The sequence below is a fragment of the Pseudomonas sp. NY15364 genome, from assembly GCF_048068235.1.
Taxonomy (GTDB): domain Bacteria; phylum Pseudomonadota; class Gammaproteobacteria; order Pseudomonadales; family Pseudomonadaceae; genus Aquipseudomonas; species Aquipseudomonas mendocina_D.
Map to the genome: position 1 here is coordinate 1 of NZ_JBLUPX010000049.1, position 18,233 is coordinate 18,233.

Sequence of the window (18,233 nt, forward strand, 5' to 3'; positions counted from 1 at the left end):
TGCTGACGACCTTCGCCCTGGATGTAGCCCATAAACGACAATGCCCCCATCGACTGATGGAGGCATTGTCTTCAGCTTGCTCTCAGACTGCTAGGTTTTCACACAGTCTGTGTAGGCGGGCTTTTGTGGGAGGGGCTTCAGCCGCGACTAATAACTGTCGAACCTCAATGCCCCGGCTGCCAAGGCTGGCCCAGCGACACCGGCGCATACAGCCGGGTCTTGATCGCATCACGTGAGAGCAGCACCAGCACGATGATTGTGGCGACGTAAGGCAGCATGGCCAGCAGGTTCGACGGGATCGACAGGCCGATGCCCTGCGCCACCAGGTGGAGGATGCTGGCCAGGCCGAACAGGTAGGCGCCGAGCAGCACACGGAATACGCGCCAACTGGCGAACACCACCAGGGCCAGGGCGATCCAGCCGCGGCCGGCGGTCATGTTCTCCGCCCACATCGGCGTGTAGGCCAGCGACAGGTATCCGCCCGCCAGACCGGCCATGGCGCCGCCGAACAGCACCGCCAGGGTGCGCACGCGCAGCACTGGCAGGCCCATCGCACTGGCGGCGTCCGGGTTTTCGCCAACGGCCTGGATGATCAGGCCGATACGGCTTTTCAGCAGCACCCAGGCCACCAGCGCGAACAGTGCGAAGGACAGGTAGATCAGCACGTCCTGGGCGAACAGCATGCGCCCGATCAGCGGGATGTCAGACAGCAGCGGAATGACGATGGGCTCGAAACCGGTCAGCGGCTTGCCGACCCAGGCGGCTCCGACGAAGGTGGACAGGCCGACGCCGAAGATGGTCAGGGCCAGCCCGGTGGCCACCTGGTTGGCATTGAAACCCAGTGCCACGGCAGCGAACAGCAGCGACAGCAGCATGCCGGCGACGATGGCCAGCAACACGCCCAGCCACAGGCTGCCGGTGCTGAAGGCGACGATGAAGCCGATCACCGCGCCGAACAGCATCATGCCTTCCTGGCCGAGGTTGAGCACGCCGCTCTTCTCGCACACCAGCTCGCCCAGGGCCACCAGTAGCAGCGGTGTGCCGGTGCGCACCATGGCATAGAAAATATTGGTCAACAGATCGAGATCCATGGGGTTTCCTTTGCAGTCAGGCTCTTTGTGGGAGGCGCTTCAGCGGCGAGCTTTTGTCGTGGCTAAAGCGCAATGCCACCCAGCCACTCCCACAGGAAAATAGGGTTCAGGTGGTCGCTTCAGCGAGGCGCTCGCGCTTCGCCCATTTCCACTTCAGCCGGGGCCGGTAGAGGATCAGCACGTCACAGGCCAGCAGGTAGAACAGCATCATTCCCTGAAACAGCTGGGTGATCGCCTGCGGCAGGTTGAGGTTCATCTGCGCGTTCTCGCCACCCAGGTACAGCAGCGCCATCAACAGGCTGGCAAACAGAATGCCGAGCGGATTGAGACGGCCGAGAAAGGCCACGGTGATCGCCGCATAGCCGTAGCCCGGCGAGACCTGCGGTACCAGTTGGCCGATCGGCCCGGCCACTTCGCCCACACCTGCCATGCCGGCCAGCGCGCCGCTGACCAGCAGGGCGAACCACACCAGGCGCTTCTCGCGAAAGCCGACGAAACCGGCGGCGCGCTTGTCCAGGCCGAGCACCTTGATCTGGAAGCCGAGAAAGCTCTTGTGCAGCAGCACCCACACCGCCACCAGTGCCAGCAGCGCCAGGTACAGGCCGCCGTGCAGGCGCCCGTCCTCGCTGACCAGCGGTAGGCGGCTGGCATCGTCGAACATCGCCGATTCGGGAAAGTTGAAACCGGCCGGGTCTTTCAGCGGCCCATGCACGAAGAACAGCAGCAGGTTCAGCGCGATGTAGTTGAGCATGATGCTGGTGAGGATTTCGTTGGCGTTGAACTGCGTGCGCAGCCAGGCGGTCAGCCCGGCCCAGGCCGCGCCCGCACAGGTGCCGGCGAGCACTACCCAGGCCAGCGCCCAGCGACTGTCCCAGTCGATCAGTTGCAGGGCCATGGCGCTGCCGGCCAGGGCGCCGATCAGCAACTGGCCTTCGGCGCCGATGTTCCAGATGCGCGCCTGGTAGGCCACCGTCAGGCCGAGGGCGCAGAGCAGAATCGGCAGCGCCTTGACCAGCAGTTCGGACACGCCGTACCAGCCGCTGACCGGGGCGATGAGCAGGGTGTGCAGGGTTTCCAGCGGGGCATGACCGAGCAGGGTGAATAGCAGCATGCCGCTGAGCAGCGTCAGCACGGCGGCCAACAGCGGCGACAGCCAGAGCATGGGGCGCGACTCCTGGCCGCGCGGTTCCAGGGATAACAGCATGACGGGCTCCGTCAGCAGGCCGCAGCAGCGGCGGGTTGATCGAATTCACCGGCCATCCAGCGGCCGACTTCCACGGTGGACACCTGCGCCGTCTCGGCCAGCGGCGACAGCCGCCCGCTGCACAGCGCGCCGATGCGGTCGCTGATCTGGAACAGCTCGTCGAGGTCTTCGGAGATCACCAGGATCGCCGCGCCGGCATCGCGCAGGGCGATCAGTGCGCGGTGGATGGCGGCTGCCGCGCCGACGTCTACGCCCCAGGTCGGGTGTGCGGCCACCAGCAGTTTCGGGTTTTGCAGGATTTCTCGACCCAGGATGAATTTCTGCAGATTGCCGCCGGACAGGCTGCGTGCGGCGGTGTCGGCATCCGGCGTCTTCACCGCGAAGCGCTGGATGATCGTGTCGGCCAGCGCGCGCACCTTGCTGCGCTGCACCAGCCCGCCTTTGACCAGGCCCTGACCGAAGGCAGTGAGCAGGGCGTTGTCCACCAGGCTCATCTCCGGCACCGCGCCATGACCGAGGCGTTCGGCGGGCACGAAGGCGAGGCCCAGCCCGCGCCGCGCATCCGGGTGCAGATTGGCCACCGGGGCTGCATCCAGGCTGACCCGTTCGCGCTCGCCACGGGGCAGGCGGGCTTCGCCGCTGAGCAGGGCGAGCAACTCGTCCTGACCATTGCCGGCCACCCCGGCGATGCCGACGATCTCGCCGCTGCGCACCTCCAGGCGAATGCGCTCCAGCGAACAGCCGAACGGGTCGGGGTTATGCCAGCTCAGGTCATCGACACGCAGCCGTGGCAGGCCGCCGCTGACTTTCGGATAACTGCTTTCCAGCCCCTCGGCGTCGCCGACCATCAGCCGCGCCAGCTCCAGGTCGCTGCATTCGGCCGGTACGCAATGGCCGGACACCCGCCCGCCGCGCAGCACCGTGGCGCTCTGGCACAGCGCGCGCACTTCGCCGAGCTTGTGGCTGATAAAGAGGATGCTGCAGCCTTCGACGGCCAGGCGGCGTAGGGTGACGAACAGCTCGTCGGCCTCCTGCGGGGTGAGTACCGAGGTGGGTTCGTCGAGGATCAGCAGCTTGATGTCTTGCATCAGGCAGCGCACGATCTCCACTCGCTGGCGTTCGCCGATGGACAGGCTGTGCACCAGACGCGTTGGCTCCAGCGCCATGCCATAGCGCTGCGACACCTCGCGGATCTTCGGCTCCAACTGCTTCGGCGTGCCGGCCTCTGTGCCCATGGCCAGGGCGATGTTCTCGGCCACGGTCAGGGTCTCGAACAGCGAGAAATGCTGGAATACCATGCCGATGCCCAGGCGCCGCGCCATGGCCGGGTCGCGCATCTTCAAGGCCTGGCCCTGCCAGCGAATCTCGCCGCTGCTGGGCTGGGTGACGCCGTAGATGATCTTCATCAGCGTGCTCTTGCCGGCACCGTTTTCGCCGAGCAGGGCGCGGATCTCGCCGGGGGCAATGCTCAAATCGATACGGTCATTGGCCAGGCAGCCGGGGTACTGCTTGCTGATGGCCGTTAGCTGCAAGCGGGGGAGGTCAGGTGAGGCGGACATGGAAAACGCTCATGGGAGGAACTGAGCGTGGCTAAAGCAAAAACTTGGCCAGGAGGTCAGAAAATCCATTGTTAGGACTCTCGCTCATGGGCGAGCACATTTTTCTGCCCATCCTTGGTGCGCACCTCTCCGTGAGCAGAATCCAACGCACCGCATTCGCGCGTTCGCGGCTAAAGCCCCTCCCACAAAGCAGATACTGCCTGTAGGAGGGGCTTTAGCCGCGACTCGTAGCCCGGATGCAATCCGGGGTTCGCTGCCTACTAGCAAGTAGCAAGCAAGTAGCCTGGGTAGAGCGTAGCGAAACCCGGGAAACGGTCGATGGGTTTCGCCAAGCTCAACCCATCGATTACATATCGGCTCGCCGTGAGGCTTACCAGGGCAGAGGATTGCCTTGGTAGTCCAGGTAGCGCAGGCCTGGTTGGCCGACGGCAGCGCTGACCTGTAGGACCATGCCCTTGCAACTGCTGTCGATATCCAGCGGGGCGTTGTCGCCGCCCATGTCGGTGCGCACCCAGCCGGGGTGCATCAGCAGCACGCCGAGCCTGGGGTTGTTCTGGTTGCGCACGAAGCACTGCGTCAGGTGGTTGAGTGCTGCCTTGCTGGCGCCATACAGCGGCATGCCCATGCCTGCGCCGGTTTCGATGCTGCCGAGGATCGAACTCATGAACACGATCAACCCGTGCTCGGCGGCCAGGTTCGGCAGCAGGCGCTCGGCCACGCGCAGCGGGGCGACGGCGTTGGTCAGGAACAGTTGGCCCATTTCCTCGGCGTTGGCCTGGGCGGTGCTGTGGTGCGCTGGGCCCGCTACGCCGGCATTGACGAAGATGACGTCGAAGCGTTTCCCGCTCAGGCGTCCAGCGAGCTGCTCAAGGCTGGCCGGGTCAGTCATTTCCAGTTGCTCTACATGCACGCCGAGCCCTTGCAGAGGGGCTTGTTGTGCGGCGCTACGCACGGTGGCCGTCACGGCCCAGCCCTGGGCAGCGAATTCACCGGCCAGACCCAGGCCGAGGCCACGTGAGGCACCGATGATCAGAATGGATCGGGGCGCAGTCATATCAGGCTCCATGAGGGTTTACAGAGGTGGGCAGCATAGCGAATGCCGGCCTGATTAGCCCGGCAAAGCAGCCGTTCGTAGGAGTCCCACCCCGGGGCGAAGCTTCGCTGGGGCATCCAAGCCGGATTCGCGGCGGGGCGCCGCTCCTACATTTTTGCTGCAGTGTCACTCCGTCAACCAGGCGCCCTGGGTGCGGCCGTGACCGGTGTCGCGGTCGTAACGTCGTTCCTGTTCGATATACAGTTGCAGCACGGTATTCGCGCGTTGGTTGGCCTGGCGTTGCAATTCGGTGCAACTGGGGTATTCCGGGGTCTGCAGCAGGGCTGTGTCGATTTCGGCGGCCGCCGCCTGGCCGATGCGGTAATGGCCCAGCTCATGCTCGCGCAGTGCGCCGAGGTAGTGCTCGAAACGCTGACGTTGCTGCGCGTCGCCGCCACTGAGACGGGGCAGGGTGAGGGTGGCATGCAACTGGGTGCGGGTGAGGTCGATCTGGCAGCGACCGTCGCGTTGCTCGCGCCACCAGTAGTTCCACTGCACCTGCCAGCGGGTGTAGGCATGGTAAATCTGGCCGTTCTGGCGGATCGGCGAGGCCTGGTTGATGGCGCGGCTGAGGGATTGCCCGGAAGCCACCTGCAGGTCGTAGAACTGCTCCTGTAAACGCTCCTGCACGTCAGCTGTGGCCGGCAGGGTCAGGCTCGACAGCAGTGGCAGAAGAGCAATGATCGTGCGTTTCATGGCGCCCTCAGGCTCTCGCGACCTCGGCTGATATCGCCCAGCAAGCGTTCCAGTGCGGCGCGCTCGCCTGGCGCCACGGCTAGGTGCAGGCGGGCGCCGGTGGCGTCGTAGTCTTCGCCCTCGATCAGGCTGTCGCACTCGTTCAGGCGTGCCTTGAACAGCGCCAGTTCGGCGAACTGCAAATGGCAGGTAAAGGTCTGGCGTACGATCAGTTCGCGGCGTTCGCCAGCCTGCAGGCATTTGCCTGCGCTGCCGCCGTAGGCGCGGGCCAGGCCGCCGGTGCCGAGCTGGATGCCGCCGTACCAGCGGATCACCAGCACCACCACCTGGTCGCAGCCCTGCCCCTCGATGGCGGCAAGGATTGGCCTGCCGGCCGTGCCGCCAGGTTCGCCGTCGTCGTTGAAACGGTACTGATTGCCGACCTTCCACGCCCAGCAGTTGTGCGAGGCGGCCAGGTCACTGTGGCTGTCGATGAAGGCTTGCGCCTCGGCTGCGCTGCTGACTGGCGCGGCGAGGGCGAGGAAGCGGCTCTTGCGGATTTCCTCGCGGTACTCGCAAGGGCCGAGCAGGGTAGTGGGCATGGCACGTGGGTCTGCAAACGAAAACGCCCGCCAGTATAAGCCTGGCGGGCGTCATTTCATGCAGCGCGCGTTCAGGCGCCGATCACGCCACCGTCGTCACGGCGAACCACCACCACCGAGGAGCGTGGGCGCATGCTCGGCTGATGGTCGGGGAAGGTCGAACCACCGCCTTCACCCGGATGCTGCACACCGATGAACAGCGCGCGTTGATCCGGGCTGAAGGCCACGCCGGTAATCTCGCAGCCCTTGGGGCCGACCAGGAAGCGGCGAATCTCACCGCTCACAGGGTCGGCGCAGAGCATCTGGTTGTTGCCCATGCCGGCGAAGTCGCCGCTATTGCCATAGTTGCCGTCCGTCTGGATCCACAGCCGGCCATCCTGGTCGAAGGCCAGCCCGTCCGGGCTGTTGAACATGTTGTCGGCGTTGACGTTGGCCGACCCCGCGTTGGCGCTGTCAGGGTGGACTGCCGGGTTGCCGGCGACCACGAACAGATCCCAGTCAAAACGCTCGGCGGCGGCATCGTCAGCCGCTTCACGCCAGCGCAGAAGCTGTCCATAGAGGTTGTTGGCGCGCGGGTTGGCGCCGTCCATCGGCTGACCTTCGCTGCCACGTTGTACGTTGTTGGTCAGGGTGCAGTAGACCTGGCCGTCCTTCGGGCTGACGGCGATCCACTCCGGGCGGTCCATGCGGGTTGCGCCCACATGGCTGCCGGCAGCGCGGGCACGAATCAGCACATCGCCCTGGTCGCTGAAGCCGTTCTCCGGGGTCAGGCCGTTGTGGCCGAAGCCCAGTTTGATCCAGCGGCCGGAGCCACGCGGCTGCTGCGCGTTGGCATCCAGTTGGGCCACGTACAGATCGCCATGATCGAGCAAGTGACGGTTGGCCTTGGGGTTGCGCTTGTCGAGACGGTCACGGCTGACGAATTTGTAGATGAACTCACCGCGCTCATCATCGCCCATGTACACCACCACGCGGCCATCGCGGCTGAGGGTGATGGCCGCGTTCTCGTGCTTGAAGCGGCCCAGCGCGGTGCGCTTGATCGGCTTGGACGCGGGGTCGAAGGGATCGATTTCGGTGACCCAGCCGTGGCGGTTCAACTCGTTGGGGGTGCGGGCGATATCGAAGCGCTCATCGAACAGGTGCCAGCGGTTGTCGCTGGCGCCTTCGAGTTTGACGCTGTAGCGCTTCTGCGCTGGCGTGAGTTGCAGCGCGGCGTCGGTGCTGCCAAAGCAGTCGCTGAAGTTCTCTTCGCAGGTCAGGTAGGTGCCCCAGGGCGTCATGCCGTTGGCGCAGTTCTGAAAGGTGCCGAGCACTTCGATACCAGCCGGATCAGCGGCGGTCTTCATCGATGCATGACCGCGCGCCGGGCCGCTGACTTCCATGGGCAGGTTGGCGTGGATGCGGCGGTTGTAAGGCGAGCCCTGGACGAACTGCCAGGCGCCCCCAGCATCGCGTTTGACCTCGATGACGGTGACCCCCACGGCAGCTTGCGCCTTGCGCACATCGTCCAACGACTGCGGCGGCTTGCCGTGTGCCAGCAGGTAGGGGTAGTTGCAGTATTCGTTGTTGATCGCCATCAGCGCACGGTTGGCATCACCCGGCCAGGGGAAAAAGCTCATGCCGTCGTTGTTCTCGCCGAACTGGCCAAGCTGTTCTTTGGCGCTGTGGCTGCCGTCGCCGCGATAGGCTGCGGAATCCTGGTGCAGGGGCTGGCCCCAACTGATCAGCATGTCGAAGCGGTAGCCCGGCGGCAGGGTGATGGTGTCCGCCGTGGTCGCGGCGATGTTATCGAAACCCAGCAGCGGGGCGGCGCTGATGGCATTGGCCAGTGCCGTACGGCCCAGCGGGGTTCCAGCAAGGAACAGTGCGGCACCTGCCAGGGCGCCGGTACCGATGAAGCGGCGGCGGCTTAGTACCAGGCGCTGCAGGTCAGTCAGATCGTTGTTATCCATCAGGCATGTCTCCTCCAGAAATGGAGGGCAGCCTAGTGCGCGGATGTGACGAATCTATGAAGCTTTTTTGACGGGCGTCAGGCCGCAGCCCTTGAGGATGATCTGCACCAGTTGATCGGCAGCTTCCTCGAAGTCCTGCTTGGTCAGGCGCGAGCTCTGCTTCACGCGGCAGATCTGCGAGGCGAAGTCCGCATAGTGTTGGGTGCTGCTCCACAGCAAGAAGATCAGGTGGATCGGGTCGACCGGGTCCATCTTGCCGGCGGCGATCCAACCTTCGAACACGGCGGCACGGCCACGGAACCAGTCCAGGTAGTTCTGGTTGAAGTACTGCGACAGGCAGTCGCCACCGCTGATCACTTCCATGGCGAAGATGCGCGAAGCCTTCGGCTGGCGCCGGGAGAATTCCATCTTGGCGCGGATGTAATGCTCCAGCGCCTCGGCCGGATCGTCGTCGACCGTGAGGTTGTTGAAGGTGCTGTCCCACAGTTCGAGGATATTGCTCAGCACCGCCAGGTACAGCCCCAGCTTGTTGTTGAAGTAGTAGTGCAGGTTGGCCTTGGGCAGGCCCACGTTCTGCGCGATGGTGTTCATGCTGGTGCCCTTGAAACCGTGCCGGGCGAATTCTTCCTCGGCAGCCTTGATGATGGCTTCTTCGTTCTTCTGGCGGATACGCCCGGCGGGCTTGTCGTTGGCGCTGTGGGCGGGGACTTCGAAGGTCATGAGGCGATTCCGGACTGATCAGGGAGCGGGGCGTTTGCACAGATACCCCAGCACAGCCTGGGTGACAAGCATTACGGCGTGAAAAAGCCCGTTTGCGTCGGCTGCGTCACCCCAGGCCGGCCGTGAGCGGGGCTCGCTTACGGCCACGCGGGTCATACCTTGAAGTTGGCAATCAGGCCGTGCAGGTTGCGGGTCATGCCGGTCAGCTCGTCGCTGACGTTTACCGTGCTCTGCGCTTCATGTGCGTTGCTGTCGCTGAGGCTCTTGATCTCCAGGGTGTTCTGCTCGACGCCCTGAACCACCGCAGCCTGCTGCTCGGCGGCCGAGGCGATCTGGATGTTGTGGTCGATGATCTGATCCATGCTGCCGGTGATCTGCTCGAAGATGTTCGCCGTCAGGGTGATCTGCTCGACGCTCTGCGCTGCGCTCTGGTGGCTGCCACGAATGGTCTTCACCGCGCTGCCGACCTGCTGGCGCAGGCGACCGATGGTCTGGTCGATCTCGCCGGTGAGCTCGTGGGAGCGAATGGCCAGGCTGCGTACTTCGTCGGCCACCACGGCAAAGCCGCGGCCCTGTTCGCCAGCACGTGCGGCCTCGATGGCGGCGTTGAGGGCGAGCAGGTTGGTCTGCTCGGCGACGCTCTTGATCAGGTCGACGGCCTTGGCGATTTCCTCGCTTTCCTTCTCCACCGAGGTGATGGCGCCGATGGAGTCATCCATCTCGCTGAACAGCTGGTTGATACGTGACACCGCATGGTCGACCTGCACTCGGCCTTCGCGGCATTTCTCGCCTGCGGTATTGGCCTTGTCGGCAGTCACGTGGGAGTTCTGGCTGACCTCCTGAACGTTGCTGACCAGCTCGCTCATCGAGGTGGCGATCAGCTCCAGTTCATTGGCCTGACGCTCTACGCTGCGCTGGCTGGTGGAGGCGCTGTCGCTGACGCTCTGCGCCTTGTCCAGGGTGGTTTCGGAGAAGCGTGCGACCTGCGCGATCAGTTCGCTCATACGCGTCTGCATCTCGTTGAAGTCCTGGGCGAGGTCGCCCAGCTCGTCACGCGCAGCGGTCTTCACGCTTTGACGCAGGTCACCTTCGGCCATGCGTCGGGTGGCATTGGTCAGGTCGCGAATGGCGCCCCGTACCGAGAGGTAGAAACCGATGAACAGGTACACCAGCAGGGCGATCACCACCAGCAATGCACCGGCCCACAGCATCAGCTCGCGCAGATTGGCGTCGGTGCGAGCCTGCAGCAGTCCGGCAATTTCCTCCAGCAGCAGGCTCGCGGCCGTGTCCAGCTCGGCTGCCTGCGGCGCATAGGATTCGTAGCGCTGCAGCCAGTGTTCCACCGCGTTCTGGTCGAAGTAGCCGCTCCGGGTATAGATATCGACGATCTCGCGCTTGTATTGCTCGGCGGCATCTCGCGCGGCGCTCGTCATCAACTGCTGGGCCTCGGCGTTGCCCTTGGCCTCGATGCCGCCGGCGTAGCGTTGCAGAGTGCTGAGCTGGTTGGTGATGGCCGAACGCGACGAGGATTCGAGGAAGCCGTAGGCGGTCATGTAGCCGGCATAGGTGCGGGTCTGGGTCAGCACTTCGTACAGCGGCAGCAGTTGATTGAGCAGCAGGTCTACGTTGCGGTAGATGCGCGGGTTGCTGTCCTGGCTCAACTTGGACAAGGCGGCGATCTCGCGCATGTTGGCGCTCAGGTCGTGCACCGAGGCGACGTGCTCGATCATCTGCGAGCTGAGGCCCTGCACCGAGAGTTTCTTGTCGGCGTTGAACCCGGGGTCACTTTCGGCCAGTTTCATGTCGGCGAACACGTCGCTATCGAGGCTGGCATTGAGTTCCGCGATGGCCGCGACGAAGCTCTGGCTGCGGCGCTCGATCTCCTGCTTGGCGTCGTCCTTGTTACGCGCATAGCCGATCACATGCATGCCGGCCTGCTCCAGGGCCTGGCGATACACCGGCAGGTAGCGCTCGATGGTCTGCAGGCCTTGTAGCTCGTGCTGCGACTGCTCCAGCGTGGCGTTGACGTCGAGCAGCTTGCTCACCGATAGCCAGCAGTAGGGCAGCATGAACACAGTAAAGATCAGCAGGAATTTGTGGGCGTAACGCGCGCGGTTCATCAACGCCAGAACCGGTTTGAAGAAGAACATCATGAGCCTCGAGAACCAGGAGTAACGACAGCCGAGTGGCCGGCCATGCGAAGGGAGTAAGCGCAGTGCGATCATCGCCCTGGCGATTTGCCAGCAAGAAACTTGCCGTCATTAATATGGCGACATGATATCGGCGTTCTGCAGCGGTAAGTCTGGTTTCGACTGGGTTGTTCGGGGGCCACCGGGACTAAGGACTTGCCCGTTATTGGTGCCTGAGCGCTGTTTTGGTGCGCGGTCAGGCCTCAGCCAGGGCTTCGAGAAAGCTCTCCAGCACCAGGTGCGCACGGCGGCCTTTGCGCGTGACCGCCGCCAGGTTGATGTCGTAGAAACGGCTGCTGGCCTTGAGCGCGCGCAGGCGGCCCTGCTGGACCCAGGCCTGGGCATAGTGGTCGGGCAGGTAGCCGATATAGCGCCCGGTGAGAATAAGGAAGGCCATGCCTTCGCGGTCCGAGGCGCTGGCCGTGCAGTTCAGCGCCTGGTAGTGGTTCTGCACCTCGGGCGGTACGCGGAAGGTCGGGGCGATGGCCTCCTGAGCGTTGAGGCGTTGGTCTTCAAGCTGCTGGTCATCGACATAGAACAGCGGGTGGCCGACCGCGCAGTAGAGCAGCGAGCGCTCGTCGTACAGCGCCTGGTATTCCAGACCGGAGAGGGCGCCTACCTGCGGCACCACGCCGATATGCAGGCGGCCATCGAGCACACCCTGTTCCACCTCCGACGGCGGCGTCATGCGGATGTTGATGCGCACGTCCGGTCCCTGCACCTTGAGCCGCGCCAGGGCATTGGTGATGCGCATGTGCGGGATGGTCACCAGGTTGTCGGTCAGGCCGATGTTCAGCTCGCCACGCAGGTGCTGGTGCAGGCCGTTGACCTCGGTGCGAAAGCTTTCCAGCGCCGCCAGCAATTGCAGGGTGCTCTGGTACACCTCGCGGCCTTCCTCGGTCAGGGCGAAACCGGCGCGGCCGCGCTGGCACAGGCGCAGGCCGAGGCGTTGTTCGAGGTCGCTCATCTGCTGGCTGATGGCCGAGCGGCCGATGCCCAGGGCGCTTTCGGCTGCGGAAAAACCGCCGCATTCCACCACGCTGCGAAACAGCTTGAGCAGGCGGATTTCAAAGTCGCTGACCTGGGCCAGCGGATCGGGGCGGCGGCTGCTCATTTGTTTAGTAGGCCTTGAACTGAAGATAAGAAGAGTACTGTTTTACTGACTCTATGCCCGTGGCACCTTTGCTGGCAACAGACAGGTTTTTGTAGGAGCGGCTTTAGCCGCGATTCGCATGGTGCCTATATGGCTTGTCGGACTACAAATCTTCCAAACGCCGCCAGCTCGAGGCTCCTCCGATGAACATGCCGCAGACCGCAACCCCGTCCCTGGCCAGCCAGCTCAAGCTGGATGCGCACTGGATGCCGTTCTCCGCCAACCGCAACTTCCAGCGTGACCCGCGACTGATCGTCGGTGCCGAGGGTAGCTGGCTGGTCGACGACCAGGGTCGCAAGGTCTACGACAGCCTGTCCGGCCTGTGGACTTGCGGCGCCGGCCACTCGCGCAAGGAAATCCAGGAAGCCGTGGCCAAGCAACTCGGTACCCTCGACTACTCGCCGGGTTTCCAGTTCGGCCATGCGCTGTCGTTCAAGCTGGCCGAGCAGGTTGCCGACCTGATGCCAGGTGATCTCAACCATGTATTCTTCACCGGCTCCGGCTCCGAATGCGCCGACACTGCGGTGAAGATGGCCAAGGCCTATTGGCGCCTGAAAGGCCAGGCTTCCAAGACCCGCTTCATCGGCCGTGCCCGTGGCTACCACGGCGTCAATATCGCCGGCACCGCCCTCGGTGGCATCGGCGGCAACCGCAAGATGTATGGCCAACTGATGGATGCCGATCACCTGCCGCACACCCTGCAGCCGGGCATGGCCTTCACCAAGGGCATGGCCGAAACTGGCGGCGTGGAGCTGGCCAACGAACTGCTCAAGCTGATCGAACTGCACGACGCTTCCAACATCGCTGCGGTGATCGTCGAGCCGATGTCAGGCTCGGCTGGCGCCCTCGTGCCGCCGGTGGGCTACCTGCAGCGTCTGCGCGAAATCTGCACCCAGCACAACATCCTGCTGATCTTCGACGAAGTGATCACCGGCTTCGGCCGCATGGGCAAGTGGAGTGGTGCTGAGTTCTTCGGCGTGACCCCGGACCTGATGAACGTCGCCAAGCAGATCACCAACGGCGCCATCCCGCTGGGTGCGGTGATCGCTAGCAGCGAGATCTACAACACCTTCATGCAGCAGCCATCGCCGGAGCATATGATCGAGTTCACCCACGGCTACACCTACTCGGCGCACCCGGTGGCCTGTGCCGCTGGTCTGGCGACGCTGGAGCTGCTCAAGCGCGAGAACCTGATCCAGCAGTCCGCCGAGTTGGCGCCGAAGTTCGAGGCCGCGCTGCATGGCCTGAAGGGTACCAAGCACATCATCGATATTCGCAACTGCGGCCTGGCTGGCGCCCTGCAGATCGCCCCGCGTGACGGTGACGCGGTGATCCGTCCGTTCGAGGCCGGCATGGCTCTTTGGAAGGCCGGTTTCTACGTGCGCTTCGGTGGCGACACCCTGCAGTTCGGCCCAACCTTCAACGCCAAGATCGAAGACCTCGACCGCGTCTTCAATGCCGTTGGCGATGTCCTGAACAAACTGGATTGAACCGTAGGGTGGATGGCGCTTTACCCATCCACCAATCATCGAATCCCTAAGGTGGATGAAAAGAGCGTCATCCACCCTACGCCTGACCTTGGAGAACCCCATGAGCCACATCCCGCACCTGATCAACGGCGAACGCGTTGCCGGCAACGGTCGCAGCGCCCCGGTGTACAACCCGTCCACCGGCGACTCCACCAGCGCCGTCGGCCTGGCTGATCGCGCCACCATGCAACTGGCCATCGACGCCGCCAAGGCTGCCTTCCCGGCCTGGCGCAACACCCCGCCGGCCAAGCGCGCGCAGATCATGTTCCGCTTCAGGCAGTTGCTGGAGCAGAACGAGAACGAAATCGCCGCACTGATCAGCGCCGAGCATGGCAAGACCCTCGAAGACGCCGTCGGTGAACTCAAGCGCGGCATCGAGAACGTCGAGTTCGCCTGCGCCGCCCCGGACATTCTCAAGGGCGAATACAGCCGCAACGTCGGCCCGAACATCGACGCCTGGACCGATCTGCAACCCATTGGCGTCGTGGCAGGAATTACCCCGTTCAACTTCCCGGCCATGGTGCCGCTGTGGATGTATCCGCTGGCCATCGTCTGCGGTAACTGCTTCATCTTGAAGCCATCCGAGCGCGACCCGAGCTCCACCCTGTTCATCGCCGAACTGCTGAACCAGGCCGGCCTGCCCAAGGGCGTGCTGAACGTGGTCAACGGCGACAAGGACGCGGTCGACGCGCTGATCGAAGCGCCTGAGGTCAAGGCCCTGAGCTTCGTCGGTTCGACGCCGATCGCCGAGTACATCTACAGCGAAGGCACCAAGCGTGGCAAACGCGTGCAGGCCCTGGGCGGCGCCAAGAACCACGCCGTGCTGATGCCTGATGCCGACCTCGACAACGCCGTCAGCGCACTGATGGGCGCGGCCTACGGCTCCTGCGGTGAGCGCTGCATGGCTATCTCCGTGGCCGTGTGCGTGGGCGACCAGATCGCCGATGCACTGGTCGAGAAGATCGTCCCGCAGATCCAGGCGCTGAAAATCGGTGCCGGCACCTCCTGCGGCCTGGACATGGGCCCGCTGGTCACCGCCGCTGCGCGCGACAAGGTCAAGGGCTACATCGACGCCGGGGTCGAGCAGGGCGCCAAGCTGGTGGTCGACGGCCGCAACCTGGTGGTCGCTGGCAACGAGAACGGTTACTTCGTCGGCGGCACCCTGTTCGACAAGGTGACCCCGGAAATGACCATCTACACCGACGAAATCTTCGGCCCGGTGCTGTGCATCGTCCGCGTCGGCAGCCTGGAAGAAGCCATGCAACTGATCAACGATCACGAGTACGGCAACGGCACCTGCATCTTCACCCGCGACGGTGAAGCCGCGCGCCTGTTCTGCGACGAGATCGAAGTCGGCATGGTCGGCGTCAACGTACCGCTGCCGGTGCCGGTGGCTTACCACAGCTTCGGCGGCTGGAAGCGTTCGCTGTTCGGCGACCTGCATGCCTACGGTCCGGATGGCGTGCGCTTCTACACCCGCAAGAAGGCCATCACCCAACGCTGGCCGGCACGCAAGAGCCACGAAGCGGCGCAGTTCGCTTTCCCCAGCAATGGCTGAGTGAGCTGACGCTCTGAACGAAAAGGCCGATCATGTGATCGGCCTTTTTGTTGTCAGGCGGCGCGTTGCTCGTTGCAAGCAGCGCTCCGCTGGATGGAAATACCCCCAGGAGACGCCGCTCACTGCGCCTGATCGATGGCCTCCTGCAGACGCTGGGTGTTCGCTGCATTGGCCTGGTCAATCTGCTGCTTGAGCTGCTCCATTTGCTGCTGAGCCTGTTTGGCCTGCTCAGCCTGGAGTGTCGCCGTGGCGGCCGTCTCACCGGCGCCGCAGCCGCTCAAGATGAGTAACAGGGAAAACGTGCAGAAACGGCGCAGATGCATCATGGAGTCCTCGGGCAAGCTCGTGCGATGAACAATAGATTGGCGCATTTCTGTCGATTTGTGTGTGCCGACTCCGCAAACCGAAAGCGCTGACTCGAGCACGCCACGCGGCTCGTTGCATATCGTCTATCTCTGGCCTCTGGTAAAACAGCCGGCAGTAGAAAGGGAGATGCACGATGACCGAGCCATTCATGCTGGATCTACACACCTACCTCGGGCGCCTGGGGTGCTCGTCGGCGCCGCCGCCTAGCCTCGACACCCTGCGTGAGCTGCAGGCGCGACACACTGCCGAATTCCCCTTCGAAACCCTGGCCAGCATGCTGCGCGTGCCGGTGGAGGTCGAGCCCGCCGCGATTCAGGACAAGCTGCTACGCCAGGGTCGTGGCGGTTACTGCTTCGAACTCAACCGCCTGTACCTGCTGCTGTTGCAGGCGCTGGTGGATGGCACCTAAACCCTGCGCGCATTGGTCGCCGGCAGCTGGCGGGCGATGTATGTGTTCGATCTGCAGCAGGTGGCGGATATCGATTACGTGGTGGGCAACTGGTACGTGTGCACCCACCCGGATTCGCCTTTCCTCGGCCAGATGATCGCCGCCCGCACCGGGCCCGGCCTGCGCAAGACGCTGAACAATGGCAGCTTCGCCATTCACCGCCAGGGGCAGGCGAGTGAGCGGGTGCAGTTGCAGAGTGTCGATGAGGTGCTCAGGGTGTTGCGTGAGGAGTTTGGGATTCGGGTGCCGGTGCATCCTGAGCTACGGCAGATCATCGAGCGATTGATTGCGGGGGCGTGAATGTAAGGCCGCTGGTATCGCCACGTTCTTGTAGGAGGGGCTTTAGCTGCGAAGCGATATTAGCCATCACTCGATATTGCAGGTAGCGATTAGCAAGTGGGCATGTAGGTGCTTGCAAGTGATGCTGGTAAGCAGGAGGAGATTGCTCGAAACGCGCGGAGGACTCCTATGGCGGGCCGTCCGGTAAGACTGGTAGGCCCGTTTCGCGAGTAGTGGCTGAGCGTATGCCGTTACTGCTCGCCCTTCATCGCGCCGCTGAGGCCGAACATCAGCACCAGCAGGTTGGCGTCCGGGTTGGCTGCGGGCTGTACCTGCTTGCGCAAAGGCGCGGTTGGACAGGGTTCCACAGCGGTGCAGGCTTGCGCTTCCAGTACGCGTGGGCCGGGCTCCTGCCAGGCTGCGGCGGCGATTGCCGTTACGCTGAGTGCGAGGCCAAGGAACAAACCTCGTGCTATTTCTAATTTCATTTTGCTAACCCCTTGAAAGCACTGCCAAACGCTGTTCGCTAAATCTAGATCACCCATTGCCTCGTCGTCGTCTCATGCGACGAACGGTCTTAGCGTGTAGCTGGCATCAGCCGGGGCTGTGCTGGGACTCGGGCCTGGTCGGTTGGTTCAACAATGGTGCAGGTAACGTCTTAACGTAACCTTAGGTGCCGGTCACGGCACCGTGTAACAGCCGGCCTTGGCAGGTGCAGTCGCCTGTAGCCGTTCTCGTTACCTGGCGAAAAGGTGCGAGGTAGAGCCACTTCCTGGTGGGGGTAATGCGGATGGATCGAGGTGTTGCGGATAAAGCACTGCCGGCACTGGGCCGGCAGTCGTTTACTCAAGCAATAGCTGTGCCGAGACCTTTGGCACCATCGGCGAATATCTGGCGATAGCCCTGCAATAGTTGTTGCCAGTCGGCGTCGGACCAAGGGCTATGGCGTCGTAGTTGCGGCAGGTCGTGCTGAGCGGCCTGGAGGCGGGTCAGGCGGCGACGGCTTTTTTCCAGGTCCAGCAGGGCCACCTGCGGCGTTTCGCCGTCGATGCGCACGAAGATGTGTTTGGCGTACAGGCAGCCGTGCTGCCAGCGTCCCAGGTGCATGCGCGCCAGGGTTGCACCAACCAGTTGCAGCAGCTGGGCATGCACTACCTCACCGCACGCTTCACGCCCCCCTTGGGCGTACCAGAGCTCGATGTTCTCGAAGCCTTCCAATGCCTCGGTTACCAGCAGGCCGCGCCAGCCTTGCTGCTGGTCATAATCGATACCGCAATAGATCATCCGCGGCACCATCACGCCCAGAGAGGGTAGTGCCTGCAGGGCTTTGCGTTCGCGCAGGACTGTGGGGCGCCCCTGCGGGTGCAGCAGGCTGCGGTAGATATGGCCGATCTGTTTCTTGGCGTAGAGCACGCCGGTTTCATCCAGCAGACGCTGCACACCACTTTCGCCGCCGCGACGAACGTTGGGCTCTTCGACCCAATCACCTTGCTGTTGCCACCAGTGTTGGAATGCCTGCTGGGGAATTTCGCTCGTGCTGCAAAGGGCCATGTTTTTCTTCTTCTATTGGAGGTTTGCGCAGTGCTCGTCTCGTGAACGCGTACTGCGTTGTTCAGGGTTGTAACGAAACATAAGCAGATAACGTTCCCGAGTCCACAGGAAATGCCCGTGAATTTTCGATAGGTCTGGTTCTTTCGCAGGCAACGCTATTCTGCACCAGGAGCACATGACAGCCGGTCTGTCGTGTGCTCTCTTCTCTCTATGGCCAACCATCACCCCAAAGTCGCCAAGCTGGCGAAAGACCTCGCGTACCGA

General features: G+C 63.5%; 15 protein-coding genes and 1 pseudogene. 3 read left to right on the top strand and 13 right to left on the bottom strand.

The features are described from left to right. Positions 1–164: 164 nt before the first annotated feature. The 10 genes from ACNFCJ_RS22885 to ACNFCJ_RS22930 all read right to left on the bottom strand — a co-directional run bounded on the left by ACNFCJ_RS22885 (position 165) and on the right by ACNFCJ_RS22930 (position 12,199). Entirely contained in the window at positions 165–1,091 is a 927-nt protein-coding gene (locus ACNFCJ_RS22885) for an ABC transporter permease (protein ID WP_416773745.1), read from the bottom strand. A 106-nt stretch (positions 1,092–1,197) separates the two neighbouring features. Further along, entirely contained in the window at positions 1,198–2,295 is a 1,098-nt protein-coding gene (locus ACNFCJ_RS22890) for an ABC transporter permease (RefSeq protein ID WP_416773746.1), read from the bottom strand. A gap of 11 nt (positions 2,296–2,306) precedes the next feature. Continuing rightward, on the bottom strand, positions 2,307–3,854 hold the full coding sequence (locus ACNFCJ_RS22895; protein WP_416773747.1) for an ABC transporter ATP-binding protein: 1,548 nt from the start codon (positions 3,852–3,854) through the stop codon (positions 2,307–2,309). Between the two features lie 370 nt (positions 3,855–4,224). Continuing rightward, the gene (locus tag ACNFCJ_RS22900; protein ID WP_416773748.1) at positions 4,225–4,908 is read right to left on the bottom strand and encodes an SDR family oxidoreductase; all 684 of its coding nucleotides are present in this window, start codon (positions 4,906–4,908) and stop codon (positions 4,225–4,227) included. Positions 4,909–5,073: 165 nt separating this feature from the next. Further along, positions 5,074–5,643 carry a DUF922 domain-containing protein gene (locus tag ACNFCJ_RS22905; protein WP_416773749.1) on the bottom strand — a complete coding sequence of 190 codons (570 nt, stop codon included), beginning with the start codon at positions 5,641–5,643 and terminating at the stop codon, positions 5,074–5,076. Beyond that, on the bottom strand, positions 5,640–6,224 hold the full coding sequence (locus ACNFCJ_RS22910; RefSeq protein ID WP_416773750.1) for an IMPACT family protein: 585 nt from the start codon (positions 6,222–6,224) through the stop codon (positions 5,640–5,642). Before ACNFCJ_RS22910 ends, ACNFCJ_RS22905 begins: the two co-directional genes overlap by 4 nt. A 71-nt stretch (positions 6,225–6,295) precedes the next feature. Then, positions 6,296–8,176 (bottom strand): PhoX family protein, encoded by a 1,881-nt coding sequence (locus ACNFCJ_RS22915; RefSeq protein WP_416773751.1) that lies wholly within the window; start codon positions 8,174–8,176, stop codon positions 6,296–6,298. Positions 8,177–8,230: 54 nt separating this feature from the next. Beyond that, positions 8,231–8,896, bottom strand: a complete 666-nt coding sequence (locus ACNFCJ_RS22920) for a TetR/AcrR family transcriptional regulator (protein WP_416773752.1) — start codon at positions 8,894–8,896, stop codon at positions 8,231–8,233. 152 nt (positions 8,897–9,048) lie between these two features. Further along, complete coding sequence (locus ACNFCJ_RS22925; RefSeq protein ID WP_416773753.1) at positions 9,049–11,046, bottom strand: methyl-accepting chemotaxis protein; 1,998 nt, start codon at positions 11,044–11,046, stop codon at positions 9,049–9,051. Between the two features lie 235 nt (positions 11,047–11,281). After that, on the bottom strand, positions 11,282–12,199 hold the full coding sequence (locus ACNFCJ_RS22930) for a LysR family transcriptional regulator (protein WP_416773754.1): 918 nt from the start codon (positions 12,197–12,199) through the stop codon (positions 11,282–11,284). A 182-nt stretch (positions 12,200–12,381) separates the two neighbouring features. On the opposite strand from ACNFCJ_RS22930, the gene ACNFCJ_RS22935 reads away from it, so the two are divergent. Then, complete coding sequence (locus tag ACNFCJ_RS22935) at positions 12,382–13,728, top strand: aspartate aminotransferase family protein (protein WP_017363637.1); 1,347 nt, start codon at positions 12,382–12,384, stop codon at positions 13,726–13,728. 100 nt (positions 13,729–13,828) lie between these two features. Then, positions 13,829–15,325, top strand: a complete 1,497-nt coding sequence (locus ACNFCJ_RS22940; protein WP_416773755.1) for a CoA-acylating methylmalonate-semialdehyde dehydrogenase — start codon at positions 13,829–13,831, stop codon at positions 15,323–15,325. Positions 15,326–15,444: 119 nt separating this feature from the next. Here the strand turns inward: ACNFCJ_RS22940 and ACNFCJ_RS22945 are convergent, their stop codons facing one another. Further along, complete coding sequence (locus ACNFCJ_RS22945) at positions 15,445–15,651, bottom strand: hypothetical protein (protein ID WP_179572282.1); 207 nt, start codon at positions 15,649–15,651, stop codon at positions 15,445–15,447. A 173-nt stretch (positions 15,652–15,824) separates the two neighbouring features. Here ACNFCJ_RS22945 and ACNFCJ_RS22950 point away from each other — a divergent pair. Then, positions 15,825–16,439 (top strand): annotated as a pseudogene (locus ACNFCJ_RS22950) (arylamine N-acetyltransferase family protein). A 230-nt stretch (positions 16,440–16,669) separates the two neighbouring features. Here ACNFCJ_RS22950 and ACNFCJ_RS22955 read toward each other — a convergent pair. Together ACNFCJ_RS22955 and ACNFCJ_RS22960 are read right to left on the bottom strand one after the other, a co-directional pair. After that, positions 16,670–16,906, bottom strand: coding sequence for a hypothetical protein (locus ACNFCJ_RS22955; protein WP_179574454.1), 237 nt, complete (start codon positions 16,904–16,906; stop codon positions 16,670–16,672). A 358-nt stretch (positions 16,907–17,264) separates the two neighbouring features. Beyond that, positions 17,265–17,969: a lipopolysaccharide kinase InaA family protein gene (locus ACNFCJ_RS22960; RefSeq protein WP_416773756.1), complete on the bottom strand. Its 705-nt coding sequence runs from the start codon at positions 17,967–17,969 to the stop codon at positions 17,265–17,267. Positions 17,970–18,233: the final 264 nt, after the last annotated feature.